This window comes from Klebsiella sp. D5A, assembly GCF_001620885.1.
Classification (GTDB): domain Bacteria; phylum Pseudomonadota; class Gammaproteobacteria; order Enterobacterales; family Enterobacteriaceae; genus Klebsiella; species Klebsiella variicola.
The window spans coordinates 1-25,576 of sequence record NZ_LOAR01000016.1 but is presented as its reverse complement, the minus strand read 5'-3'; the positions used below and the strand labels follow the sequence as shown (position 1 = coordinate 25,576).

At 61.2% G+C, this 25,576-nt stretch carries 25 protein-coding genes; 12 read left to right on the top strand and 13 right to left on the bottom strand.

Features of this window, described 5'->3' with window-relative positions:
- Positions 1–12 precede the first annotated feature (12 nt).
- The 3 genes from ecpC to AS136_RS20950 are packed head-to-tail and all read left to right on the top strand — an operon-like array spanning position 13 to position 4,850.
- The gene (gene ecpC / locus AS136_RS20960) at positions 13–2,538 is read left to right on the top strand and encodes a fimbrial usher EcpC (protein ID WP_012542736.1); all 2,526 of its coding nucleotides are present in this window, start codon (positions 13–15) and stop codon (positions 2,536–2,538) included.
- The gene (ecpD, locus tag AS136_RS20955) at positions 2,528–4,171 is read left to right on the top strand and encodes a fimbrial adhesin EcpD (RefSeq protein ID WP_012968862.1); all 1,644 of its coding nucleotides are present in this window, start codon (positions 2,528–2,530) and stop codon (positions 4,169–4,171) included. Before ecpC ends, ecpD begins: the two co-directional genes overlap by 11 nt.
- Positions 4,140–4,850, top strand: coding sequence for a fimbria/pilus periplasmic chaperone (locus tag AS136_RS20950; RefSeq protein ID WP_012542735.1), 711 nt, complete (start codon positions 4,140–4,142; stop codon positions 4,848–4,850). Before ecpD ends, AS136_RS20950 begins: the two co-directional genes overlap by 32 nt.
- Before the next feature lie 3 nt (positions 4,851–4,853).
- Here the strand turns inward: AS136_RS20950 and AS136_RS20945 are convergent, their stop codons facing one another.
- From AS136_RS20945 to AS136_RS20930, 4 genes are read right to left on the bottom strand one after another with little or no spacing between them, the layout of a single operon-like run.
- Positions 4,854–5,543 carry an amino acid ABC transporter permease gene (locus tag AS136_RS20945; protein WP_008805320.1) on the bottom strand — a complete coding sequence of 230 codons (690 nt, stop codon included), beginning with the start codon at positions 5,541–5,543 and terminating at the stop codon, positions 4,854–4,856.
- Entirely contained in the window at positions 5,533–6,285 is a 753-nt protein-coding gene (locus AS136_RS20940) for an amino acid ABC transporter permease (protein ID WP_012968860.1), read from the bottom strand. Before AS136_RS20940 ends, AS136_RS20945 begins: the two co-directional genes overlap by 11 nt.
- Complete coding sequence (locus AS136_RS20935; protein WP_008805322.1) at positions 6,282–7,100, bottom strand: amino acid ABC transporter ATP-binding protein; 819 nt, start codon at positions 7,098–7,100, stop codon at positions 6,282–6,284. Before AS136_RS20935 ends, AS136_RS20940 begins: the two co-directional genes overlap by 4 nt.
- A 1-nt stretch (position 7,101) precedes the next feature.
- Complete coding sequence (locus AS136_RS20930) at positions 7,102–7,911, bottom strand: ABC transporter substrate-binding protein (protein WP_002890106.1); 810 nt, start codon at positions 7,909–7,911, stop codon at positions 7,102–7,104.
- A 438-nt stretch (positions 7,912–8,349) separates the two neighbouring features.
- Here AS136_RS20930 and AS136_RS27205 point away from each other — a divergent pair, with 438 nt between their 5' ends.
- Positions 8,350–8,526: a hypothetical protein gene (locus tag AS136_RS27205; RefSeq protein WP_012542732.1), complete on the top strand. Its 177-nt coding sequence runs from the start codon at positions 8,350–8,352 to the stop codon at positions 8,524–8,526.
- Between the two features lie 116 nt (positions 8,527–8,642).
- Here AS136_RS27205 and AS136_RS20920 read toward each other — a convergent pair whose 3' ends face one another.
- From AS136_RS20920 to AS136_RS20900, 5 genes are read right to left on the bottom strand one after another with little or no spacing between them, the layout of a single operon-like run.
- Positions 8,643–9,338 carry an ABC transporter ATP-binding protein gene (locus AS136_RS20920; RefSeq protein WP_004204908.1) on the bottom strand — a complete coding sequence of 232 codons (696 nt, stop codon included), beginning with the start codon at positions 9,336–9,338 and terminating at the stop codon, positions 8,643–8,645.
- Entirely contained in the window at positions 9,331–10,113 is a 783-nt protein-coding gene (locus tag AS136_RS20915) for an ABC transporter ATP-binding protein (protein ID WP_008805323.1), read from the bottom strand. The genes AS136_RS20920 and AS136_RS20915 overlap by 8 nt, the downstream gene beginning before the upstream one ends.
- Entirely contained in the window at positions 10,100–11,149 is a 1,050-nt protein-coding gene (locus AS136_RS20910) for a branched-chain amino acid ABC transporter permease (RefSeq protein ID WP_008805324.1), read from the bottom strand. Before AS136_RS20910 ends, AS136_RS20915 begins: the two co-directional genes overlap by 14 nt.
- Positions 11,149–12,048: a branched-chain amino acid ABC transporter permease gene (locus AS136_RS20905; protein WP_002890128.1), complete on the bottom strand. Its 900-nt coding sequence runs from the start codon at positions 12,046–12,048 to the stop codon at positions 11,149–11,151. The genes AS136_RS20910 and AS136_RS20905 overlap by 1 nt, the downstream gene beginning before the upstream one ends.
- 19 nt (positions 12,049–12,067) lie before the next feature.
- Positions 12,068–13,174: an ABC transporter substrate-binding protein gene (locus AS136_RS20900; protein WP_004147267.1), complete on the bottom strand. Its 1,107-nt coding sequence runs from the start codon at positions 13,172–13,174 to the stop codon at positions 12,068–12,070.
- Here AS136_RS20900 and AS136_RS28830 point away from each other — a divergent pair.
- Complete coding sequence (locus AS136_RS28830) at positions 13,167–13,310, top strand: hypothetical protein (RefSeq protein WP_046881799.1); 144 nt, start codon at positions 13,167–13,169, stop codon at positions 13,308–13,310. The genes AS136_RS20900 and AS136_RS28830 overlap by 8 nt on opposite strands.
- Positions 13,311–13,747: 437 nt before the next feature.
- Here the strand turns inward: AS136_RS28830 and eutC are convergent, their stop codons facing one another.
- Genes eutC through eat form a run of 3 tightly spaced genes read right to left on the bottom strand, consistent with a single transcriptional unit; the run spans position 13,748 to position 17,301 of the window.
- Positions 13,748–14,527 (bottom strand): ethanolamine ammonia-lyase subunit EutC, encoded by a 780-nt coding sequence (gene eutC / locus AS136_RS20895; RefSeq protein ID WP_008805326.1) that lies wholly within the window; start codon positions 14,525–14,527, stop codon positions 13,748–13,750.
- Positions 14,524–15,912 (bottom strand): ethanolamine ammonia-lyase subunit EutB, encoded by a 1,389-nt coding sequence (locus AS136_RS20890; RefSeq protein ID WP_023322126.1) that lies wholly within the window; start codon positions 15,910–15,912, stop codon positions 14,524–14,526. The genes eutC and AS136_RS20890 overlap by 4 nt, the downstream gene beginning before the upstream one ends.
- Positions 15,913–15,921: 9 nt before the next feature.
- Entirely contained in the window at positions 15,922–17,301 is a 1,380-nt protein-coding gene (eat, locus tag AS136_RS20885) for an ethanolamine permease (protein WP_023322127.1), read from the bottom strand.
- Positions 17,302–17,375: 74 nt separating this feature from the next.
- On the opposite strand from eat, the gene AS136_RS28825 reads away from it, so the two are divergent.
- The 7 genes from AS136_RS28825 to tauD all read left to right on the top strand — a co-directional run bounded on the left by AS136_RS28825 (position 17,376) and on the right by tauD (position 23,541).
- Positions 17,376–17,492, top strand: coding sequence for a hypothetical protein (locus AS136_RS28825; RefSeq protein ID WP_012542728.1), 117 nt, complete (start codon positions 17,376–17,378; stop codon positions 17,490–17,492).
- An 82-nt stretch (positions 17,493–17,574) separates the two neighbouring features.
- Positions 17,575–18,984, top strand: a complete 1,410-nt coding sequence (gene mmuP, locus AS136_RS20880; RefSeq protein ID WP_008805329.1) for an S-methylmethionine permease — start codon at positions 17,575–17,577, stop codon at positions 18,982–18,984.
- Positions 18,971–19,903 carry a homocysteine S-methyltransferase gene (mmuM, locus tag AS136_RS20875; RefSeq protein WP_063266953.1) on the top strand — a complete coding sequence of 311 codons (933 nt, stop codon included), beginning with the start codon at positions 18,971–18,973 and terminating at the stop codon, positions 19,901–19,903. Before mmuP ends, mmuM begins: the two co-directional genes overlap by 14 nt.
- A gap of 224 nt (positions 19,904–20,127) precedes the next feature.
- Entirely contained in the window at positions 20,128–21,090 is a 963-nt protein-coding gene (tauA, locus tag AS136_RS20870) for a taurine ABC transporter substrate-binding protein (protein ID WP_008805331.1), read from the top strand.
- Between the two features lie 11 nt (positions 21,091–21,101).
- Positions 21,102–21,869, top strand: coding sequence for a taurine ABC transporter ATP-binding subunit (gene tauB, locus AS136_RS20865; protein ID WP_004893960.1), 768 nt, complete (start codon positions 21,102–21,104; stop codon positions 21,867–21,869).
- Positions 21,866–22,693, top strand: a complete 828-nt coding sequence (gene tauC / locus AS136_RS20860) for a taurine ABC transporter permease TauC (protein WP_008805332.1) — start codon at positions 21,866–21,868, stop codon at positions 22,691–22,693. Before tauB ends, tauC begins: the two co-directional genes overlap by 4 nt.
- On the top strand, positions 22,690–23,541 hold the full coding sequence (gene tauD, locus AS136_RS20855; protein WP_004144604.1) for a taurine dioxygenase: 852 nt from the start codon (positions 22,690–22,692) through the stop codon (positions 23,539–23,541). The genes tauC and tauD overlap by 4 nt, the downstream gene beginning before the upstream one ends.
- A 174-nt stretch (positions 23,542–23,715) precedes the next feature.
- On the opposite strand, the gene olsF is transcribed toward tauD, so the two are convergent.
- Complete coding sequence (olsF, locus tag AS136_RS20850) at positions 23,716–25,434, bottom strand: bifunctional ornithine lipid synthase OlsF (protein ID WP_012542727.1); 1,719 nt, start codon at positions 25,432–25,434, stop codon at positions 23,716–23,718.
- Positions 25,435–25,576: the final 142 nt, after the last annotated feature.

Below are 25,576 nucleotides of genomic sequence, written 5' to 3'. Positions count from 1 at the left end.
TGGATAACGACGATGCCTCTACGACGGATTTCCCCAGGACTGAAAACGCAGCTTGCCTTCGGCATGATCTTTTTGTTCGTTCAGCCCGACGCCAGCGCTGCTGCCGTACGTGCCCAGCAGATTGGCGGGGTGATTATTCCGCAGGCCTTCAGCCGGGCGCTGCAGGACGGTATGAGCGTCCCGCTCTATATTCATCTTGCCGGCAGCCAGGACACCCGTGACGATCAGCGGATCGGCAGCGCCTTTATCTGGCTGGACGACGGCCAGCTGCGTGTCCGGCAGATCCAACTGGAGGAGAGCGAGGGGAACGCCAGCGTCAGCCAACAGACCCGACAGCAGCTGATCGGCCTGGCCAACGCCCCGTTCAGCGAGGCACTCACCATTCCCCTGACCGACAGCGCGCAGCTGGATCTCAGCCTGCGCCAGCTGCTGCTGCAGCTGGTGGTCAAACGCGAGGCGCTGGGCACCGTGCTGCGCTCGCGCAGCGAAGATATCGGTCAGTCCAGCGTGAACACCCTCAGCAGCAACCTGAGCTATAACCTCGGCGTCTATAACAACCAGATGCGCAATGGCGGGAGCAACACCTCCAGCTACCTGTCGCTGAACAACGTCACCGCGCTGCGGGAGCATCACGTGGTGCTCGACGGCTCGCTGTACGGGATCGGCAGCGGTCAGCAGGACAGTGAATTATATAAGGCCATGTATGAGCGCGATTTCGCCGGCCACCGCTTTGCCGGCGGGATGCTCGACACCTGGAACCTGCAGTCCCTGGGACCGATGACCGCTATTTCGGCCGGCAAGATTTACGGCCTTTCCTGGGGGAATCAGGCCAGCTCCACCGTCTTCGACAACAGTCAGTCGGCCACGCCGGTGATTGCCTTTTTACCGGCGGCGGGCGAGGTGCATCTCACCCGTGACGGCCGGTTGCTGAGCGTCCAGAACTTCGCCATGGGCAACCATGAAGTGGATACCCGCGGCCTGCCGTACGGTATTTACGACGTGGAAGTGGAGGTGATCGTTAATGGTCGGGTGGTCAGCAAACGCACCCAGCGGGTCAATAAGCTGTTCAGCCGGGGACGCGGCATCGGCGCGCCGCTGGCGTGGCAGGTATGGGGCGGCAGTTTCCATATGGATCGCTGGTCGGAAAGCGGCAAAAAGACCCGGCCGGCAAAAGAGAGCTGGCTGGCAGGCCTCTCGACCTCCGGGTCGCTCAGCACCCTGAGCTGGGCGGCAACGGGCTATGGCTACGACAACCAGGCGGTGGGGGAAACCCGCCTGACGCTGCCGCTGGGCGAGTCGATCAACGTTAACCTGCAGAATATGCTGGCCAGCGACAGTTCCTGGAGCAGCGTCGGCAGCATCAGCGCTACGCTGCCGGGAGGCTTCAGTTCAGTGTGGGTCAACCAGGAGAGAACCCGCATTGGCGATCAATTGCGGCGCAGCGATGCCGACAACCGGGCGATCGGCGGCACCCTCAACCTGAACGCGCTGTGGTCGAAGCTGGGGACGTTCAGCGTCAGCTACAACGATGACCGCCGCTACAACAGTCATTACTACACAGCGGATTACTATCAGACGGTCTACAGCGGCGCGTTTGGATCGCTCGGCCTGCGGGCGGGGATCCAGCGCTATAACAATGGCGACAGCAGCGCCAACACCGGGAAATATATCGCTCTCGATCTCTCGCTGCCGCTGGGCAACTGGTTCAGCGCCGGGATGACCCATCAGAACGGCTACACCATGGCTAACCTCTCAGCGCGCAAGCAGTTTGATGAAGGCACTATTCGCACCATCGGCGCCAATCTGTCGCGGGCCATCTCCGGCGATACCGGGGATGACAAAACCCTCAGCGGCGGAGCGTATGCCCAGTTCGACGCCCGCTACGCCAGCGGCACGCTGAACGTCAACAGTGCGGCGGACGGCTACGTCAACACTAACCTCACCGCCAGCGGCAGCGTCGGCTGGCAGGGCAAAAACATCGCCGCCAGCGGACGAACCGACGGTAACGCCGGAGTGATCTTCAACACCGGGCTGGAGGACGATGGTCAGATTAGCGCCAGGGTTAACGGGCGGATTTTCCCGCTCAGCGGCAAGCGTAACTACCTGCCGCTCTCTCCCTATGGCCGCTATGAGGTGGAGCTGCAGAACAGCAAAAACTCGCTCGATAGCTATGACATCGTCAGCGGGCGTAAGAGTCATCTGACCCTTTATCCGGGCAACGTCGCAGTGATTGAGCCAGAGGTGAAGCAGATGGTCACCGTCTCCGGTCGTATTCGTGCAGAAGACGGCACGCTGCTGGCGAATGCGCGGATTAACAACCATATCGGCCGTACCCGGACCGATGAAAACGGCGAGTTTGTCATGGACGTGGATAAGAAATACCCCACTATCGATTTCAGCTACGGCGGCAATAAAACCTGCGAAGTGGCGCTGGAGCTCAGCCAGGCACGCGGCGCCGTCTGGGTCGGGGATGTGGTCTGCAGCGGCCTCTCGTCGTGGGCGGCGGTGCAGCAGACAGGAGAAGAGAATGAAAGTTAATGCACTGATGGCGCTGGCGATCCTCGCGCTGCTTTGGCCGGCAGCCGCACTCAGGGCGGCGGTGACCAAGACCACCTGGTCGGATGCGCCGGCGCGCGAGTTTGTGTTTGTTGAAAACAACTCCGACGACAACTTTTTCGTCACCCCCGGCGGGGCGCTGGATCCGCGTATGACCGGCGCTAACCGCTGGACCGGCTTAAAATACACCGGCTCCGGCACCATTTATCAGCAGAGTCTCGGTTATATCGATAACGGCTACAACACCGGGCTCAATGCCAACTGGAAGTTTGATATGTGGCTGGAAAACTCGCCGGTTTCGCACCCCTTAACCGGCCTGCGCTGCATCAACTGGTACGCCGGGTGCGATATGGCCACCAGCCTGATCCTGCCGCAAACCACCGACGCCAGCGGGTTTTATGGCGCGACGGTGACCAGCGGCGGCGCGAAGTGGATGCACGGCATGATGTCGGACGCGTTTTATCAATATCTGCAGCAGATGCCGGTCGGCGGCAGCTTTACGATGACCATCAATGCCTGTCAGACCTCGGTGAACTACGACGCCAGCAGCGGTGCGCGCTGTAAGGATCAGGCCTCCGGTAACTGGTATGTGCGCAACGTCACCCACACCAAAGCCGCGAACCTGCGGTTGATTAATACCCACTCGCTGGCGGAGGTGTTTATCAACAGCGACGGCGTGCCGACCCTGGGAGAAGGGAACGCCGACTGCCAGACGCAGACCATCGGCAGCCGCGCAGGATTAAGCTGTAAGATGGTCAACTATACCTTGCAGACCAACGGCTTAAGCAACACCTCGATCCATATTTTCCCGGCGATCGCCAACTCGTCGCTGGCCTCGGCCGTCGGGGCGTACGATATGCAGTTCAGCCTCAACGGCAGCTCCTGGAAGCCGGTGAGCAATACCGCTTATTACTACACTTTCAACGAGATGAAGAGCTCAGACTCGATCTATGTTTTCTTCTCCAGCAACTTCTTTAAGCAGATGGTGAATCTCGGGATCAGCGATATCAACACCAAGGATCTGTTCAACTTTCGCTTTCAGAACACCACCTCGCCGGAGTCAGGCTGGTATGAGTTTTCCACCTCCAACACGCTGATTATCAAGCCCCGTGATTTCAGCATCAGCATTATCTCGGACGAATATACCTCGGCGCCGTCGCGCGAGGGATATGTCGGCAGCGGCGAACCGGCGCTCGATTTCGGCTACATCGTCACCACCAGCGGTAAAACGGCCGCCGATGAAGTGCTGATCAAGGTGACCGGACCGGCGCAGGTGATTGGCGGGCGTTCCTACTGTCTCTTCAGCTCTGATGACGGTACGGCGAAAGTGCCGTTCCCGGCGACGCTCTCTTTTATCACCCGCAGCGGCACGACGCAGACCTACGATGCCGGGTGCGATGACAGCTGGCGGGATATGACCGATGCGCTGTGGCTGACCACGCCATGGACCGATATCTCCGGCGAAGTGGGGCAGATGGATAAGACCACGGTGAAATTTTCGATTCCGATGGATAACGCCATTTCGCTGCGGACGGTAGACGATAACGGCTGGTTTGGCGAAGTCAGCGCTTCAGGAGAGATTCATGTCCAGGCGACGTGGCGCAACATTAACTAAGGCCCTGCTGACGGTGGGCTGCCTGCTGGCAGCGCCGCTGGCGCAGGCGATCTCGGTCGGCAACCTGACCTTTTCCCTGCCGGCCGAAGCGGATTTCGCCAGTAAACGGGTGGTCAACAACAATAAAAGCGCGCGGCTGTACCGCATCGCCATCAGCGCCATCGATCGTCCGGGCGGCAGCGAAGTACGCTCCCGGCCGGTGGATGGCGAACTGCTGTTTGCCCCCCGCCAGCTGGTGCTGCAGGCAGGTGAGAGCGAGTATTTTAAATTTTACTATCATGGCCCGCGGGATAACCGCGAGCGCTACTATCGGGTCTCGTTTCGCGAAATCCCCACCCGCAACCTGACGAGGCGCAGCCCGACCGGCGGCGAGGTCAGCATGGAGCCGGTGGTGGTGATGGATACCATTCTGGTGGTGCGCCCACGCGAGGTGCAGTTTAAATGGTCTTTCGATAAGGTGGCCGGGACGGTGAGCAACACCGGCAATACCTGGTTCAAGCTGCTGATTAAACCCGGATGCGATTCGACCGAAGAGGAGGGGGACGCGTGGTATCTGCGTCCTGGCGACGTGGTTCGCCAGCCGGCATTGCGCCAGCCGGGGAACCACTATCTGGTTTATAACGACAAATTTATTAAGATCAGCGATACCTGCCCGGTGAAGCCCCGTCCCGCGGAGTGAGCCTTATCCGGCGGTCGCGCGGCGGGTAAAACGCCGGCTGGCCAGCAGGCTCAGACCGCAGCACAGCAGGTAGTACACCGCGCCGGTGAAGACGAAGATCGCCAGGGGATAGATTTGCACCCGGTTGTTGACCTGACCGGCCACGGTGGTCAGCTCCGGGACGTTGACGATAAACGCCAGCGACGTGTCTTTCAGCAGGCCGATAAAGATCCCCACCAGCGAGGGCTGAACATTGCGCAGCGCCTGCGGGAGCAGCACCAGGCGCAGCGTTTGCCCGGGGGCGAACCCCTGGGTCAGCGCCGCCTCATACTGTCCTTTCGGCAGCGACTGCAGCCCGGCCAGCACCGAGTGCATCACCGATGCGGCGGTAAACCACGCCAGCGCCAGGGTCACGGTCACCGCGCCGGGCAGATCGCCGCCGGTCAGCATCGGCAGCAGATACCACAGCCAGAAGATGACAAATATCAGCGGGATGCCGCGAATAATTTCCGCCCACAGAAACAGCAGACGCCGCACCAGCCCCCCGTAGCGCCAGGCCAGGCCCGCCAGCGCAATGCCTCCCGGCAGCGCCAGCAGGGTGGCGCCGATGGCCATCAGCAGGGTCAGCGCCACGCCGCCGGGCTGGCCCTCCGCCAGTCGGCCCCACAGCAGGTAATCGAGGTTATCGGCGATCACCGCCAGATTAGCGTTCATGTTGGGCGCTCCGTTGCAGTTTTCTTCCCGGGCCGAGACGCGTTAGCGCCACGCCCATCGCCACCCCCAGCGCCAGGTACAGCGCGGTACCGACGGCAAACGCCTCCAGGGCGTGCGCGTTATAGCTCTCAATCTGTCGTACCTGATAGGTCAGTTCCGCAAAGCCGATGCCGCTGGCCAGCGATGAGAGTTTCATCAGGTTAAGATACTGGCCGACAATCGGCTGCCAGGCGTTGGCCAGCCCCTGCGGCAGGAGGATAAAGCGCAGCTCCTGCCACGGGGTAAAACCCTGCGACAGCGCGGCTTCCCGCTGCCCGTGGCTGACGGCGCGCAGTCCGGAGGCGATCTCTTCCACCAGAAAGGCGGAGGTAAAGACCCCCAGCCCCCACATCGAGCAGAGGAACTCCGGCGTCAGCCACCAGACGTTACCCGGCAAAATGGACCAGGCGTGTTCGTCGTTCACCACCTCCTTCACCGCCAGTGGCAGCAGGTTCCAGGCGGCAAAGTACCAGAACAGCAGCTGGACCAGCAGCGGAGTGTTGCGAAACAACGAGACCCACGCGGCCACCAGTCCGCGCCCCGCGCGGCCGCCGCCGAGGCGCAGGGCCAGCAGCAGGACCGCCAGCAGGGTGGCGAGCAGGATCCCGGCGACGCTGACCCAGACGGTGGTGAGAAAACCAGAGATAATCCATTGCAACGGCTGCCCGCTCAGGACGCCGTGCCAGTCAAGCATCGGCGTCACTCGAGGCTCTCCTGGTGCAGCGGATCCAGCACCTTCTGCAGAAAACGCCGTGCGCGGGCATGCTGCGGATGGGCGAAAAACTCAGCCGGCGGGGCGACCTCGAGAATGTCGCCGCCGTCGATAAACACCACCCGGTCGGCAATTTCGCGGGCAAACTGCATCTCATGGGTCACCACCAGCATGGTGATCCCGCTGTGGGCGAGGGTTTTCATCACCTGCAGCACTTCGCCGATCATCTCCGGGTCGAGCGCCGAGGTGGGCTCATCGAACAGGATAATCTGCGGCGAGGAGGCCAGGGCGCGGGCGATCGCCACTCGCTGCTGCTGGCCGCCGGAGAGCTGCGCCGGCATCTGCTGCGCTTTTTCTTCCAGTCCGACCTGGCGCAGCAGCGCCAGCGCCCGCTCCTGAGCCGCGCTTTTCCCCCAGCCGTGAACGCGCTCCAGCGCCAGCGTGATGTTCTCCTGCGCCGTCAGGTGGGCGTAAAGGTTGAACTGCTGGAAAACAAAGCCGACGCGGCTGCGCAGCTGGCGCAAGGCGCTGCCGCTCAGCCGGCTGGTCGGTTTATCGTCGATCAGGATCTCGCCGCCGCTTAAGGATTCGAGCTGGTTGATCAAGCGGATCAGCGTCGATTTTCCCGAACCGGAAGGGCCGAGGATCGCCACCACTTCGCCGGGCTCGACCTGCAGGTTGATGGCGTTTAGCACCTGATGATCGCCGTAGCGCTTGGCCACATCACGGAACGTAATGCTGGCGCGCTGCAGACGTGAAAAATCCGCGGCTGGGGCCGCGGAGTGGGAGAGTAAACCCGAGAACATATTATTTCGCTTCTATGGTAAAGGCGCGCGGCTGCGGCGTTTTAGTGGCAGGTCCAAACCAGACATCATAGATTTTCGCGGCTTCGCCGGTTTTCTCCAGCTTCACCAGCTCATCGTTAACGGCTTTCAACAGGGCCGGTTCGCCTTTCTTCACGCCCACGCCAATCTCTTCTTTGCTGAGCAGGTCGGGCAGAATTTTAAACTTGGCTTTATCCGGCGCTTCCGCCAGCAGACCGGCGAGGATGGTGCTGTCCTGGGTGATGGCCTGGACGTTGCCGTTGCGCAGGGCGGTCAGGGCCAGCGGAATATCGTCATAGGAGAGGACGCGAGCCTGCGGGAAACGCTGGTGCAGGGCCTGTTCGCCGGTGGTGCCTTTCACCGCGCCGATGCGCGCTTTGCTGTACTCATCAAGCTTATCCGGAGAGCCGGCAGGCACGAGGAACTGCTGGCCGGTGACGAAATACGGCGTTGAGAAATCAATAACCTGGGCCCGCTCCGGGGTGATGGTAATGTCGGCGACGATCAGGTCGGCTTTGCCGGACTGCAGCAGCGGAATACGGTTGGCCGGGTTGGTGGCCACCAGCTCGAGTTTGACGCCGAGCGCTTTCGCCAGCGCCTGGGCAAAGTCGACATCATAGCCGACGATATGGTGGGTTTTGGCATCCACGGAGCCGAACGGCGGGTTGGCGTCGAAGGTGGCGACTTTCACGACGCCGGCGGCTTTGATGTCAGCCAGCTGGTCTGCCTGTGCCTGAGACGCGAGCAGCAGCATACCCAGCGCCAGTGCAATTTTTGTGGTTTTATTGCGCATGTTTTTTCCCCTGAATCCCTGTTTTGTTTTGTGGACATCACGCTCCCACAAATTCCCCGTCGGCGGCAAAGAAGAAAAAATTCTTATCTATAACGAAAAAGAACTTAACAAACCTGTGGGTATTCTTTATGCGCCGCTGGCGTTTTACCGGCGCGGCAACGATTGCCGGGCGGCCCTCACTCCCTCCGGAGAGAGGGAGAGGGGATAGGGGTAATTTTCCGTTCATCGTGCGCATGGGCGTTAGCCCCGCGGTGTATACCGGGGCTGTAACGATTGCCGGGCGGTTCCCTCTCCCTCAGGGAGAGGGTTAGGGTGAGGGGATAGGAGCGGGCGTAATATGCGCCAGCCAGGATTGCAAATTCGGAATTAATATTTCCCGCGCCCGGCCAACTGTGGTTGAAATAGACCCAGGCGATTCGCTTCCCGACAGAGGAGAAAATGAAAGTGGCATTGTGGCAACGGTTAACGGGCTGGCTGGCTTTTTTGTCCAACGGTGAAGCCGGACAGCAGGATACCCAGCGCGTCATGGAGGCGATACTGCCGGTGGCCAGCCTCTACGGCGTGGACATTGGCAACGTGGAAACCCGGTGGTTCCGTCATGATAAGACATACTGAGCGACGCAGGACGCGAGAAGCCTACTGGAACGAGGTGTGCTTTGTGTAGCAAGAGACTGCCTGAGGTTGCGGCAACACAGGATGCGCCGCCGCAGCCCAGGCAGTTTTGACCACGCTTATCCCCCCAGATACATCCGCTTAATTTCCGGGTTAGTCAGCATCTCCCGCGCCGCGCCTGACAAGGTGATCCGGCCATTCTCCAGGACATACGCCCGATCGGCGATAGCCAGTGCGGCCGTCGCATTCTGCTCCACCAGCAGCACCGTCATATTCTCTTCGCGCAGTTGCTTAATGATGCCGAACAGCTCGCCGACAATTTTCGGCGCCAGCCCGAGGCTCGGTTCATCCAGCATCAATAACACCGGCTCGCTCATCAGCGCCCGGGCGATGGCCAGCATCTGCTGCTCGCCGCCGCTCATGGTGCCCGCCATCTGATGGCGCCGTTCCTTGAGCCGAGGAAAGAGGGCGTACATGCGATCGCGCAGGCGGGTGTAGCCGGCGAGATTATTGTAAGCGCCCATGCGCAGGTTCTCTTCGATAGTCAGGTTGGTAAAGACCCGACGTCCCTCCGGCACCAGCGCCAGCCCGCGGCGTACAATCTGGTGGGTCTGGCTGCGTGAGATATCGTCGTTGAGGAAGCTGACGCGCCCGCTGGAGCGCACCAGGTTGACGATCCCGTTGAGGGTGGAGGTTTTACCGGCGCCATTGCTGCCGATCAGGGTGACGATCTCCCGGTCATAGACGTCGATATCAACGCCTTTCAGCCCCTGGATCACGCCGTAAAAGACCTTCAGTTCCCGGGCGTTAAGCATAATTGGCTTCTCCCAGATAAGCGGAAATGACGTCAGGATGCTGGATCGCCTCGGCCATCAGGCCGCTGAACAGCGGCTTACCATACTCCAGCACCATCACCCGCTCGCACAGGCGATTGACGAAGGGCATATCGTGCTCAATCAGCAGGACGCTGAGCTGATAGTCATGTCGCATGCGGAAGATAAGCTCCGCCAGGTCCTCGGTTTCCTTGGGGTTCATCCCGGCGGCCGGCTCATCGAGCAGCAGCAGCTTCGGCGCGGTGGCCAGCGCGCGGGCGATCTCCACTTTGCGCTGGTTGCCATAGCTCAGGTTTGTGGCTTGCATATGCGCGAAGTGGGCGATACCGATGTCCTCCAGGATGGCCATGGCTTTGGCCTTCGCCGCCCGCTCGGCCGGAAAGTAGCGGCCAATATGCAGAGCTGCCTCCAGCAGCGAGTAGCGGCTGGCGCGGTCGAGCCCGACCATCACGTTCTCCAGCACCGTCATGGAGTTAAACAGACGGATATTCTGGAAGGTACGGGCGATCCCGGCGTTCACCACCTGGTTGGGCTTCAGCCCCTTCAGCGACGTACCCGCCAGGGTGACGTTGCCGCTGGTGGGTTTATAGTTGGCGGTGATGACGTTAAACAAAGTGGTTTTGCCCGCGCCGTTAGGGCCGATAAGGCCAAAGATCTCCGCTTCATCAACATGGAAGCTGACGTTGTCGATGGCCCGCAGGCCGCCAAACTGCATGGTGACGTCCTGCACCTGCAGGATAACGTTATTTTCCGCCATAGCTGCTGTTCCTTCTTCCCATCTGCCAAATCTCTTTTTTCCCCAACAGCCCTTCGCGGGCGAAGAGCATGATGATCAGCAACAGCAGGGAGAAGACCACCATTCGCAGGCCCGGATAGGCGCCAAGATCGTGGCCGAAAAACTGCAGCGGCTGGTCGAGGAAGCGCAGCCATTCGCCGCTGCCGACCACCAGTACGGTGCCGAGCAGGGCGCCGGTGGTGCTGCCGAGTCCGCCGAGGACGATAATAATCAGCAGCTGGAAGGTGAGCATAAAGTCGAACAGCCCCGGGGAAATGGTGGTCAGCAGCGAAGCCAGCAGACCACCGCCGATCCCTTCGAAGAAGGCGCTGGTGGCGAAGGCGCAGGTTTTGATGCGGAAGGTGTTGACCCCCATGGCGATCGCCGCATCTTCATCGTCGCGAATGGCTTTCATCATCCGGCCATACTTCGACCACACCAGCTGAAGGATCATGCCGGTGGCCAGCAGGGCGAACAGCCCGCACCAGAACAGGAGATGCGGCTGCTGCGGAATATCGTTCAGCCCGATGGCGCCGTTGGTGATTTGCGGATTGTTAATAGCGAGGATCTTGATGATAAACCCAAAGCCGAGGGTGACAATGGCCAGGTAGTCGCCACGCACCCGGAAGACCGGCACGGCGAGGCACACCGCCAGCGCCGCCGCGCACAGGCCGCTTATCAGCAGGGCAGGGAGGAAGCCTGCGTGCAGGCTGAGGATCCACGGGCTGGGGGCGGCCATTTCAAACATGTCTACCTTGCTGTCGCTGGAGAGGATCAGCAGGGCGGTGACGTAGGCGCCCACCGCCACGAAGCCGTTCGGCTCCAGCGACAGCTGGCCGGTCACGCCGTTGATCAGGTTGTAGCTGACCGCAAGGATCATAAAGATAAAAATGGTGCTGATGACACGAACAATGTAGTCATTGAAAACCACGTTGATTCCGGCCAGCAGCGCGATACAGATGACAATAATGGCCAGGTTGCGCAGCTGCGCCCCGGCGGTCGTCGTCGCGTTGAGCATCAGAAACGGCTCCTTTCCAGACGTTCGTCGCCCATAATGCCGACCGGGCGGAACAAGAGGACCAGAATCAAGAACAGGAAGGCGAAAGCGTCTTTATAGCCGCCCAGTTCGGGGAAGATCGCCACGGCGACCACTTCGGTAAAACCGAGGATAAAGCCGCCCAGCACCGCGCCGGTGACGCTGCCGATCCCGCCCAGCACGGCGGCGGCGAAGGCCTTCAGGCCGATAAGCACGCCCATCAGGGGATCGATAGTGGGGTAGCTGATGGAGTAGAACACGCCGCCGAGCGCCGCGAGACTACTGCCGAGGGCGAAGACCAGGGAGATGATCCGGTTGGCGTCAATGCCCATCAGGCGCACGGTGTTGACGTCAAAGGCCACCGCGCGGATCGCCATCCCATAGCGGGTGCGGTACAGCAGCCAGAGGATCGCCAGCAGCAGCAGGACGGTGATCAGCGGCACAATCCACGCCACGTTGGTAATGATGACGCTGCCGAAGGCGCGGGTCTGGTTGAAAAAGTCAGGGGCGGAGAAGAAGCGTGAGCTGCCGCCGAACAGCACGTTAAACAGGTTTTCGAGGAAGAAGCTGACGCCGATGGCGGTGATCAGCATGGAGATTTTCGAGGCCTGACGCAGCGGACGATAGGCGACCCGGTCAATCAGCATACCAAACAGGCCGCACAGCCCGAGGGTCAGGAAAACGGCTACCCCGAAGGGTAGCCCAACTGAAGAAAATAAAAACAGCGTACTAAACGCGCCGACCATCATCACGTCCGCATGGGCGAAGTTGATCAGCCGTAGCACGCCATAAACCATCGTATAACCGATGGCAATCAGGGCGTACATGCCCCCAAGACTCATTCCATTGACCACTTGCTGGAGAAAAATGGCGCCGTCCATTTTGTAGCCTCGTCACAACTTAAGGGTTAACCACGGTACGAAACGCCAGCTTGCCATCTTTCACTTCGTTGATGACCGCGCTGCGAATGGCATCGCCGTTCTGTAACGTCAGCGTGCCGGTCACGCCCTGGAAATCTTTGGTGGCGCGGATTTTTTCATTCACGCAGACCCGATCGTGGGGATCGCTGCACTGGTTCATGGCGTTGACGATGACGTTATAGGCGTCCGCCGCCATTGCGCCCCAGGTATGGGTCGGCTGCTGGTATTTGGCTTCCCAGGCTTTGATGAAGGTTTCCCCGGCCGGGGTCTGCTCTTTGGCGTTCGGCGAGTAATAATCGGTGGTCATATAGCCGTTGACCGCGTCTTTACCGACATCGAAGAAGACCTGATCCGCGGCCAGACCGTCGCCGCCCACCACCGGTTTGTTGAGCCCCAGTTGTTTAGACTGCACGGCAATCAGCGCCCCTTCGGTGTAGTAGATCGGCATGTAAATCATGTCGACATTCTTCGCCTTGACGCTCGCCAGCTGGGCTTTAAAGTCCTTGCTGCCGCCCGGGGCCTGTACCTCGATGGGAATGGTGCCGCCGTTTTTCAGGAACTGGGTGCGGAACGCTTTCGCCAGGCCGACGGAGTAGTCGTTGCTGCTGTCAAACACGATGGCGGCGGTTTTGGCTTTCAGATCGCGGGAGGCCAGATTGGCCCCGACCACCCCCTGGAAGCTGTCCGAGAAACAGACCCGGCTGACGTACGGATGGTTACGGGTGACGCGGTCGTTGGTGGCGGTGGAGGAGACCAGCGGCGTTTTGCTGTCGTCGGCGATCTTGGTCATCGCCAGGGTGTTGGAGGAGGTGACTTCCCCGATCACGGCATCCACTTTATCGCTGGAGACCAGGCGCTGCATGGCGTTGGCCGCTTCGACTTTGTCGCTTTTATCATCGATAACGATAAGCTTGATGGTATCGCCATTTTTTAACGTCGGGGTGATGGCCTGAATAATGTCCAGCCCTTTCTGCGACGGCTGGCCGTAGCCGCTGAGGGCGCCGCTCAGGGGTAATACCACCCCGATTTTAATTTCCGCTGCCTGCGCGCTGCTGGCGCCGACCAGCGCGGCAACCAGCGTGGCCATTAAAGACGCTTTCCCGGAAAACGATTTCATTGGTATTTCTCCGTCGGTCGATTATTTATCTTTAACCATCAATGACTGCATAACATTGAGGAATAATTCGCCAGCGTGTCCGACGAATTATTGGCTGTTATGTTGAATAGATAACGAGATATATACCCTAAATAATTCGAGTCGCATGAAGGCGGCAAGTGAGCGAGTCCCCAGGCGCTTACAGAAGTCAGTGACTGGGGGGAGAGAACGCAGCCAACGCACATGCAACTTGAAGTATGACGGGTATTTTTAATGCGCTGATTTACCTTACAACGTCCGTTTCGTTTTTACTCATGCAATATTCTTATTACCTGCTGGGAGGGGCATAAGGCTGATGACAACACGGTTTTTGGTACGGTGAACGCATTTTGCCGGGGGGCGACTGGCGCCTTACCCGGCCTGAAAAATCCACCATATAAACCGGTTGAACGGTTTGCGCAGGCCCGCGCAAGCGAAGCGCCGTCGGGCAATTTCAGCGCGCACCCGAATATAATATTCAGGTGCGCCCGGTAGTATTAAAATTTATTCTGCTGCTGGTGTGACTTATTCTTTTAAAGGGGGCAATGGTTTTATTTTTCCATGCAGCGCCGGATTATCACTTTCATCTTTTAACTGCACGCCGGTGACGCGGCGTAAAAAAGCCTGCTCCAGCAGCCAGGCCAGTTTAAAGGCGGCGGCGTCATGGCTTAATCCCTCCGGACGAATATTGGAGATACAGTTGCGCTCAGATTCCAGACGCTGACGATGGGGCTGCCAGGTAAGGTAAACGCCGAGGCTGTCCGGCGAAGAGAGACCCGGTCGTTCGCCAATCAGGATCGCCACCGCGCGGGCTTTCAGGGTTTCGCCAATATCATCCCCCAGCGCCACCCGCGACTGATGCGCCAGCACTACCGGCGCCAGGCCGATACCCAGCGTTTGCAGATAGGGCAGCAGGGCGCGGATCAATGGCACCGCCTGGCGCTCTACCGCCCAGGAAGAGAGGCCATCGCCGATCACCAGCAGCAGATCGGCGGGGCGGACGCCGCTGGCGGCGAGGTCGGCGCGGCTTTCGTCGGCGAGCTGCCGCCCGAGATCCGGACGCCGAAGATAGGTGTGACGGTCCGGCGCGGCGCTGCGCACCGTCAGGGCGTCGAGGCCGAGCGCCGCCAGCGGCGCCACCAGCTGCTGGCTGGCGAACGGCTGATGAATGGCATCCCGCGCTCTGGCGTGGGCCAGACCAAAGTTGAGGACTTCGCGGGTCGGCAGGCTGGCGCCGCTGCGGCCCAGGGCGATCCGCGCATCGGTAAATTCACGCAGCGGGTTCCAGGCATCGGGACGATTCATACGGAGGCTCCTTGCGGAAGGACGGACAGCAGCGGATGGCGGGCGTCGGTGAGCCGCAGCGTGCCGTGCGGATCGATAATCTGCATCTTCGCCAGCCAGTCGGCGAACTCCGGGGCATGTTTTAAGCCCAGCAGGCGACGGGCGTACAGCGCGTCATGGAACGAGGTGCTCTGGTAATTGAGCATGATATCGTCCGCTCCGGGCACACCGATCAGGAAGGTGAGCCCGGCGGTGCACAGCAGAGTCAGCAGGGTGTCCATATCATCCTGATCCGCTTCCGCGTGGTTGGTATAGCAGACGTCGCAGCCGATCGGCAGGCCCATCAGCTTGCCGCAGAAATGATCCTCCAGCCCGGCGCGAATAATCTGCTTGCCGTCGTAGAGATACTCCGGACCGATAAAGCCGACCACGGTATTGACCAGTAGCGGTTCAAAGTGACGGGCGACGGCGTAGGCCCGCGCCTCACAGGTCTGTTGATCGACGCCGTGGTGGGCGTTGGCCGACAGGCAGCTTCCCTGGCCGGTCTCAAAATACATCACATTGTTGCCGAGGGTACCGCGCCTGAGGCTGAGGGCCGCCTCGCGGGCCTCCTGCAGCATGGCAAGATTGATGCCGAAGCCGCTGTTGGCCGCTTCGGTTCCCGCCACCGACTGAAACACCAGATCCACCGGCGCGCCGCGCTCAATCAGCTGCAGCGTATTGGTGACATGGGTCAGAATGCAGGACTGGGTGGGAATGGCGAAGCGCTGAATAATATCGTCCAGCATGACGTTCAGCTGCGCCAGCACCGGTAAGCTGTCGCTGGCCGGGTTGATGCCGATCACCGCGTCCCCGGCGCCGTACAGCAGCCCGTCGAGCATACTGGCGGCGATGCCTTTCAGGTCGTCGGTAGGATGGTTGGGCTGCAGGCGTACGCTGAGGTGGCCGGGCAGGCCGATGGTGTTGCGAAAGCGCGTCACCACCTGGCATTTGCTGGCGGCAAGGATCAGATCCTGATTGCGCATCAGCTTACTGACCGCCGCCGCCATCTCCGGGGTGATGGCGCGGGCGACCCGCTGCAGCGTGGCGGTATCGGTAGCATCATCCAGCAGCCAGTCGCGAAAATCGCCGACCGTCAGATGGCGCAGGTCGGCAAAGCCCTGCGCATCATGGGTGTCGAGGATCAGGCGAGTCACTTCGTCCTGCTCGTAAGGGATAAGCGGGTTGTCGAGAATGTCGGTCAGCGGCACCTCGGCGAGGGCCATTTTCGCCGCCATCCGCTCTTCGGCTGAGGTGGCGATAACCCCTGCGAGGGCGTCGCCGGAGCGGGCTGGCGACGCTTTCGCCATCAACGTTTTCAGACTATCAAAGCGCCATACCTGGCCCGATAGCGTGGTTTTATACATGCCGCCTCCTCAGGAGACCGTGCGCAGTTGAGGATCCACTGGCGCCCGTTCACGGGCCGCTGCGGTTTTGCGGAACCACAGGTAGCCGCCGAGCATCATCGCCGCGAAAATCAGCGCCAGCAGCAGGTTATACCAGACCATCGCCACCAGGCAGAGCACCGCCATGCCGAGGGCAAAGGCCGGCGCCAGCGGGTAGAGCGGGGCGCGGAATGGGCGGATCAGCTTCGGCTCGCTACGGCGCAGTTTGAACAGCGCCGCCATGGAAGTGATATACATAACAATAGCCCCAAATACCGACATAGTGACGATACAGGCGGTCAGCGGCATGCCGCTGATGGTGATCAGCGAGTCGGAGAAGATCGCGGCGATACCGACCACCCCGCCGGCGAGGATCGCCAGAAGCGGGGTGCGGGTGCGGCGGTTGAGGGTCGCCAGCCCGGCGGGCAGATAGCCGGCGCGGGCGAGGGAGTAGATCTGCCGCGAATAGCCCATAATGATGCCGTGGAAGGAGGCGACGAGGCCAAACAGCCCCAGCCACACCAGCATATGCAGCCAGCCGCTGCCATTGCCCACCACCGTCTTCATCGCCTGGGGCAGCGGATCGTTAATATTGGACAGCGCGCGCCAGTCGCCGACGCCGCCGGCGAAGACCATCACGCCGATCGCCAGCACCGTCAGCGTCAGAATGCCGCCGCCCAGGGCGCGCGGAATGGTGCGCTGCGGATCTTTGGCCTCTTCGGCCGCCATGGAGGCCCCCTCAATGGCGAGGAAGAACCAGATGGCGAACGGAATGGCGGCGAACATCCCCGGCAGCGCCAGGCCGCTGAAGCTTTCCGCGCCCGCCCAGCCGTTAGTGGTGAAGTGGCTCCAGGAGAAGCCGGGCGCGACCACGCCCATGAACACCAGCAGCTCGAAGATGGCCAGCAGGGTGACGATCAGCTCGAAGGTGGCGGCAATGCCGACGCCGAGAATATTGAGCGTCATAAAGATCACGTAAGCGCCGCAGGCGACCCATTTCGGATCCAGCGCCGGAAACTGCACGTTGAGGTAGGCGCCGATGGCCATGGCGATGGCCGGCGGGGCGAAGACGAATTCAATCAGGGTGGCAAAACCGGCGATAAAGCCGCCGGTGGGCCCGAAGGCGCGGTAGGCATAGGCGAAAGGGCCGCCAGCGTGCGGGATGGCGGTGGTCAGCTCGGTAAAGCTGAAAATAAAGGCGCAGTACATCGCGGCGACCGCCAGGGCGACGACCATAAACCCCATCGTGCCCGCCTGCGACCAGCCGTAGCTCCAGCCGAAGTACTCCCCGGATATCACCAGTCCGACGGCGATCCCCCATAAACGAAAACTGCCGAGCGTTCTTTTTAAGGTGGTGGTTTGCTCTGTCATACGTGTTGCCTCGCCAGATAGAAAGGTTCTGAACGACAGGCTGCAAAGAGAGTGCCAGAACGTGGTCCGTCGCGATGAGGCGTCAGCGCGTGGCGCGCCCGCTGGCGCTGCGCAAAAATGGGGCAGGCTGCACGCTGTCGGCGCGTGCCCTGGTGCAGCGGCTTTGCTTTTTCCGCGGCGGCACGGTATAACACTTCTTCTTTTGGATGTTTAGATGTCTATACGTTTATACGCATCATGACCCGGGCAAGCGGGCTGGCGTGAGAAAATAAAATGCAAAGCACAACACAACAACAAGGTGGGCAACTGAAGCGCACCATGAAAACGCGCCATCTGATCATGCTGTCGCTCGGCGGCGTGATTGGCACCGGCTTATTTTTTAATACCGGCTATATCATCTCCACCACCGGCGCGGCCGGGACGCTGCTGGCGTATCTGATTGGCGCCCTGGTGGTCTGGCTGGTGATGCAGTGCCTCGGTGAATTGTCGGTGGCGATGCCGGAGACCGGCGCCTTCCACGTTTACGCGGCGCGCTATCTTGGCCCGGCGACGGGCTATACCGTGGCGTGGCTCTACTGGCTAACGTGGACGGTGGCGCTGGGTTCGAGCTTCACCGCGGCGGGTTTCTGCATGCAGTACTGGTTCCCGCAGGTGCCGGTCTGGATCTGGTGCGTGGTGTTCTGCGCGGTGATCTTCGGCCTTAATATCATTTCGACGCGCTTCTTCGCGGAAGGCGAGTTCTGGTTCTCGCTGGTGAAAGTGATCACCATCATCGCGTTTATTATTCTCGGCGGCGCGGCCATTTTCGGCATCATTCCGATGCAGGATGGCTCGCCGGCGCCGGGCCTGCACAATATCACCGCCGAAGGCTGGTTCCCGCACGGCGGCCTGCCGATCCTGATGACCATGGTGGCGGTGAACTTCGCCTTCTCCGGGACGGAGCTTATCGGCATTGCCGCCGGAGAGACGGAAAACCCGCATAAGGTTATTCCGGTCGCCATCCGCACCACCATCGCCCGGCTGATTATTTTCTTTATCGGCACCGTGTTTGTGCTGGCGGCGCTGATCCCAATGCAGCAGGCGGGGGTGGAGAAAAGCCCCTTCGTGCTGGTGTTTGAAAAGGTGGGCATCCCTTACGCGGCGGATATTTTCAACTTTGTGATCCTGACGGCGATCCTCTCGGCGGCCAACTCCGGCCTGTACGCTTCCGGGCGGATGCTGTGGTCGCTGTCGAACGAGAAGACGCTGCCGGCCTGCTTTGCCAAAGTCAATAAACGGGGCGTGCCGGTGACCGCGCTGTCGGTGAGTATGCTGGGCGGCGTGCTGGCGCTGTTCTCCAGCGTGGTGGCGCCCGATACGGTGTTTGTGGCGCTGTCGGCGATCTCCGGTTTTGCGGTAGTGGCGGTGTGGTTGAGCATCTGCGCCTCGCACTTTATGTTCCGCCGCCGCCATCTGCAGCAGGGTAAGGCGCTGAGCGATCTGCAGTATCGCGCTCCCTGGTATCCGGTGGTGCCCGTTCTGGGGTTTGTGCTGTGCCTGGTGGCCTGCGTGGGCCTCGCCTTTGACCCGAGCCAGAGAATTGCGCTGTGGTGCGGGATCCCCTTTGTGGCCCTGTGCTATGGTGCCTGGTATCTCACTCGTTCACGGAATATGACTCAGGAGTCCCAACATGTCGCAGACTAACCCGTTCACTGCTCTGCTTGCCGCCCAGCCTTATGTCCTGCTGGACGGCGCCATGGCCACCGAGCTGGAGGCCCGCGGCTGCGATCTGGCCGACAGCCTGTGGTCGGCGAAAGTGCTGCTGGAGAACCCGCAGCTGATCCGCGATGTGCATCTCGACTACTTTCGCGCCGGGGCGCAGGTGGCGATCACCGCCAGCTATCAGGCCACCCCGGCGGGCTTTGCCGCGCGCGGGCTGGATGATGCGCAGTCCCGGGCGCTGATCGGCAAAAGCGTCGAACTGGCGCGCAAAGCGCGCGAGGCGTACCTCGCCGAGAACCCGCAGGCCGGCACGCTGCTGGTGGCCGGTTCGGTAGGGCCGTATGGCGCGTTTCTCGCCGACGGCTCGGAGTATCGCGGCGATTATCAGCGCAGCGCGGCAGAGTTCCAGGATTTCCACCGCCCGCGCGTCGAAGCCCTTCTGGATGCGGGCGCCGACCTGCTGGCCTGTGAAACCCTGCCGTCATTTGCTGAGATCCAGGCGCTGACGGCCCTGCTGCAGGACTATCCCCGCGCCTGCGCCTGGTACTCTTTCACGCTGCGCGACGCCGAACATCTCAGCGATGGGACGCCGCTACGCGAGGTGATGGCTGCCCTGGCGGATAACCCGCAGGTGGTGGCGGTGGGCATCAACTGTATCGCCCTGGAAAATACGCCCGCGGCGCTGGCGCATCTGCACAGCCTGACGGCCCTGCCGCTGGTGGTCTATCCTAACTCCGGCGAACATTATGATGCGGTGAGCAAGACCTGGCACCATCATGGCGAAGCCTGCGCCACCCTGGCGGATTATCTGCCGCAGTGGCTGGCGGCCGGGGCGAAGCTGATTGGCGGCTGCTGCCGCACCACGCCGAAGGATATCGCCGCGCTTAACGCGAAGCGCTGAGTTTTGTGCCGGGTGGCGCTGCGCTTACCCGGCCTACACTTTGCGCGATCCGTCGCCGCCACCCGGCGCCAACCGTCTGCCACTCACCAACCGCTCAAAACCAACTATCCTTTCCCGCTTTTGTTCTAAAAACGATTCGCTATTAGCCAGAATTTTTAATTACTTCATCTCCCTCCTGATGCCGGAAATACTGCACCTATAACAACTCAGGGGAAGCAGACATTATGGCATTCACATCGCGAATTACTCTTCTGGCGGCGCTGGCTGTCGCCGCCTTCCAGGCGCAGGCGGTCAACGTGACCGTGGCGTATCAAACCTCCGCTGAGCCGGCGAAAGTCGCCCAGGCGGACAACACCTTCGCCAAAACCAGCGGCGCGACCGTCGACTGGCGGAAATTCGACAGCGGCGCCAGCGTGGTGCGCGCCCTGGCCTCCGGCGATGTGCAGATCGGTAATATCGGCTCCAGCCCGCTGGCGGTGGCCGCCAGTCAGCAGGTGCCGATTGAAGTGTTCCTGCTCGCTTCAAAGCTCGGCAACTCCGAAGCGCTGGTGGTGAAAAAAAGCATTACCAAACCGGAAGATCTGATCGGCAAGCGCATCGCCGTGCCGTTTATCTCCACCACCCACTACAGCCTGTTGTCGGCGCTCAAACACTGGGGCATCAAGCCGGGCCAGGTGCAGATTATTAACCTGCAGCCGCCGGCGATTATCGCCGCCTGGCAGCGCGGGGATATCGATGGCGCTTACGTCTGGGCGCCAGCGGTTAACGAACTGGAAAAAGAGGGCAAGGTGCTGACCGATTCCGCGCAGGTTGGGGAGTGGGGCGCGCCGACCCTCGACGTTTGGGTGGTCCGTAAGGACTTCGCCGAGCAGCATCCGGAGATCGTCAAAGCCTTTGCTAAAAGCGCCATCGACGCCCAGCAGCCCTACATCGCCAACCCGGAAACATGGCTGAAACAGCCGGACAACATCAGCAAGCTGGCGCGCCTGAGCGGCGTGCCGGAAGCCGATGTCCCCGGGCTGGTGAAGGGGAACACCTACCTGACCGCCGCTGAGCAGGCGCAGGCGCTGAATGGTCCGGTCAATCAGGCCATCGTCGATACCGCGCGCTTCCTGAAAGAGCAGGGCAAAGTGCCCGCGGCGGGAACCGATTATCGTCAGTACGTCACTGACCGTTTCGTGAAGTAAAGGAGGCGGCGATGCTGCAAATCTCGCATCTTTCCGCCGACTACGGCGGTAAACCGGCGCTGGCGGATATCAACCTGACGCTGGAGAGTGGGGAGCTGTTGGTGGTGCTGGGGCCGTCGGGCTGCGGTAAAACTACCCTGCTGAACCTGATTGCCGGATTCGTGCCCTATCAGCACGGCAGCATCACCCTCGAAGGTCAGCGGGTGACCGGGCCGGGCGCAGAGCGCGGCGTGGTCTTCCAGAACGAAGGCCTGCTGCCGTGGCGCAATGTGCAGGATAACGTGGCGCTGGGCCTCCAGCTGGCGGGCGTGGATAAAGCGCAGCGCCGGCAAGCGGCGGCGCAGATGCTGAAGAAGGTGGGTCTCGAAGGGGCGGAAAAACGCTTTATCTGGCAGCTGTCCGGCGGTCAACGCCAGCGGGTGGGCATCGCCCGGGCGCTGGCGGCGAATCCGCAGCTGTTGCTGCTGGATGAGCCCTTCGGCGCGCTTGACGCCTTTACCCGCGAGCAGATGCAGACATTGCTGCTGAAACTGTGGCATGAGACCGGCAAACAGGTGCTGCTGATCACTCATGACATTGAAGAGGCCATCTTTATGGCCACCGAGCTGGTGCTGCTGTCGCCGGGGCCGGGACGGGTGGTGGAGCGGCTGCGGCTTGATTTTAGCCGTCGCTTTGTCGCGGGCGAATCCTGCCGCAGCATCAAATCCGACCCGCGGTTTATTGAACAGCGGGAATACATTCTGAGCCGGGTGTTTGACCAACGGGAGGCTTTCTCATGAGCGTGGTACTGAACGACAAACCGCGTCAGACGACGCTGAAGTGGCGCTGGCCGCTCTCCCGTCAGCTCACCCTCAGCGTGGCGACTCTGGCGGTATTGCTGGCCGTCTGGTGGGCGGTCGCGGCGCTGCAGCTGATTAGCCCGCTGTTTCTGCCGCCGCCGGGTCAGGTACTGCAAAAGCTTATCACCATCGCCGGGCCGCAGGGTTTTATGGATGCGACGCTCTGGCAGCATCTGGCGGCGAGCCTGACGCGGATCGTCATCGCCTTGCTGGCGGCAGTGCTTATTGGCGTACCGGTGGGGATCGCCATGGGGCTCAACTCGACGGTGCGTGGGATCCTCGATCCGCTGATCGAACTCTATCGTCCGGTGCCGCCGCTGGCCTACCTACCGCTGATGGTGATCTGGTTTGGCATCGGTGAAACCTCGAAGATCCTGCTGATCTACCTGGCGATTTTCGCGCCGGTAGCCATGTCGGCGCTGGCAGGGGTAAAAAGCGCGCAGCAGGTGCGCATTCGCGCCGCCCGTTCGCTGGGCGCCAGCCGGGCGCAGGTGCTGTGGCTGGTGATCCTCCCCGGCGCGCTGCCGGAGATCCTCACCGGGCTGCGCATTGGTCTCGGGGTGGGCTGGTCAACGCTGGTGGCCGCTGAGCTGATCGCTGCCACCCGCGGATTAGGATTTATGGTGCAGTCTGCCGGCGAGTTTCTCGCCACCGATGTGGTGCTGGCGGGGATCGCGGTGATTGCCATTATCGCCTTTTTACTGGAACTGGGTCTGCGCGCGCTGCAGCGTCGCCTGACGCCCTGGCATGGAGAAGTACAATGAGTGAACGTCTGAGCATTACCCCGCTGGGGCCCTATATTGGCGCGCAGGTGACCGGGGCGGATTTAACCCGTCCGCTGAGCGACAACCAGTTTGAACAGCTGTATCACGCGGTGCTGCGTCATCAGGTAGTATTCCTGCGCGAGCAAAATATCACCCCGGCGCAACAGCGCGACCTGGCTCTGCGGTTTGGCGACCTGCATATCCATCCGGTCTACCCTCACGCCCCTGGCGTGGAAGAGATTATCGTCCTCGATACCCACAACGATAATCCGCCGGATAATGACAACTGGCATACCGATGTCACCTTTATCGACACGCCGCCCGCCGGCGCCATTCTGGCGGCGAAAGAGCTGCCGACGACCGGCGGTGACACCCTGTGGACCAGCGGCATTGCCGCCTGGGAAGCGCTGTCAGAACCTTTCCGGCAGCTGCTGAGCGGCCTGCATGCCGAACACGATTTCCGCAAATCGTTCCAGGAGTATAAGTACAACAAGACCGAAGCCGAGCATCGGCGCTGGCAGGAAGCGGTGGCGAAGCATCCGCCGCTGCTGCACCCGGTAGTGCGTACCCACCCGGTGACCGGCAAGCAGGCGCTGTTCGTTAATGAAGGGTTTACCACGCGAATTGTCGAGGTGAGTGAGAAAGAGAGCGCAGCGCTGCTGAACTTCCTGTTTGCTCATGTCACTAAACCGGAGTTTCAGGTGCGCTGGCGCTGGCAGCCGAACGATGTCGCTATCTGGGATAACCGGGTGACCCAGCATTACGCCAACGCCGACTATCTGCCGCAGCGGCGGATCATGCACCGGGCGACGATCCTCGGCGATAAGCCGTATTACCGGGCGGGGTAATGCTTGTAGCCGGTTAAGGCATCAGCCGCGAGCCGCGGAGAAAAGCGGATGCTGCATTGCCCGCTGCTTCCCGGAGGCGGCGCCTGACGCGCCTTTTCCGGGCGACCGATCCGTCGGAAATGGTGTACCGTAGCCCGGCTAAGGCGCAACGCGCCGCAAGCCGGGAAAAAGCGTTTATGCCGATTTTTGCGCACCCAGATGCGCGCCAATATAGCGCTGATAGCGATTGGCCTTCAGGTAGGTGAGATCCACCAGCACCAGACCATCCACGCAGTTATTGAAATCCGGATCGCTGCCGAAATCGATAAACTGCACGCCGCCCGGCTCGCACACTTCCGAGTACTGCTTATACAGCGGCGGGATCGCGCAGCCGAGATTGCCGAGCAGGGACTTCAGCCGGGCCAGGTCGTCGTTGTAATCCTCCCCGCCAAACTGCGCCAGCACGTCGGGCAGCGACGCCGGATAAGGTCGACGCGACTCCGCCAGCGGATGCGTCGCCGGGAACCACAGCCGGTAGAACGCCACCAGCAGATCGCGGGCGGCGGGCGGCAACCCGCCAGAAATCGACACCGGACCAAACAGATAGCGATAGTGCGGATAGCGCGCCAGATAAGCGCCGATGCCTGACCACAGGTAGTCCAGCCCGCGACGCCCCCAGTAGCGCGGCTGGATAAAGCTGCGCCCCAGCTCAATGCCGTGCTGCAGGACATCGTCCATCCGCCCGTCGTAATGGAACAGGCTGTAACTGTAGATCCCTTCCAGGCCGCGCTTTGCCAGCTGGATGGCCGTCGGCATAAAGCGGTAAGCGCCGACGATTTCCAGATCGTCTTCATCCCACAGGATCAGATGCAGATAGTCGTCGTCATACCCGTCGATATCCCGCCGTTTGCCGCTGCCTTCCCCGACCGCGCGGAAGGCGATTTCCCGCAGACGTCCCAGCTCGCGCAGCAGCGGCGCGTCCTCCTGGCCGTTGCGCTGCCAGAGGTAAATCACTTTGCCGTCGGTGGTGCGGCCCAGACACTCGGCCTTATGCAGTTCGCGTTTGAGCAATGCCCGGTCTTCCGGACGGGCGATGGCGCTTTCGGTTTTGAACTGCCCCGGCAGCCCTTTGCGCAGTTGTTCCAGGTGCTGATAGCAGCGGCCGGTAAGCTCGCGAGCGCTGGACTTGGCATCGAACCAGCTCGACCAGGGGATCTGCTGGCCGATGCGCACCGGCAGGCTGCTGTTGCGCCGGCGAAACATCTGCTGCATCAGCAGGAGCAGCGGCAGGTTGTCGGAGACCAGCGTGCTGGCGTAAAACAGGGCGCTGTTGTGGGCGTTAATCCACGCCGGCAGCAGCGGGGCGCGATATTTTGCCGCCAGCTTAATAAAGCCGGAGTGCCATTTTTTATCGCGGATACCGCGACGGGTGAGGCGGGAGACTTCCCCCGCCGGGAAGAAGATCAGCACCCCGCCGGCCTGCAGCTGGTGATCCATCTGCTGCAGCGCCGCTTTAGCGGTGCGGCCATGAATATTATCTACCGGGATAAACAGCGAGCTCAGGGGCTCAAGGTGGGTGAGCATGCGGTTGGTGACCACTTTGACATCGCGGCGCACGCGGGATACTGCATACAGGAGCGCCAGGCCGTCGAGGGTGCCGGTGGGGTGGTTGGCGATAATGACCAGCGGGCCATATTCGGGGATTTGTTCGAGATCGTGCGCCGGGATGGCGCAGCGGATATTGAGGTATTCCAGTACCTGTTCGACCGTATCAAGCCCCTTCAGGTGGCGATGACGATCGGCAAATTGTTGAAACTCTTCCTCATAAAACAGCTTTTTTAACAGTTTCTTTTGCCAGGGGGCGGGCCTCGCCTGAGGCCACAGGTCATCGAGTACGTTGTCGAGACTAAACATAGTGGCTCCTCCTCCGTCCTGCCCAGACAGTAGAAGGTGGAGATGTCGTTCAGATTACAGTTGGGTGAAGTTTCGGTCGCAGCGGGGGAGACGACGGGTAGGGAGCCGTTTTTGTGCCGGGTGGCGGCTGCGCCTGACCCGG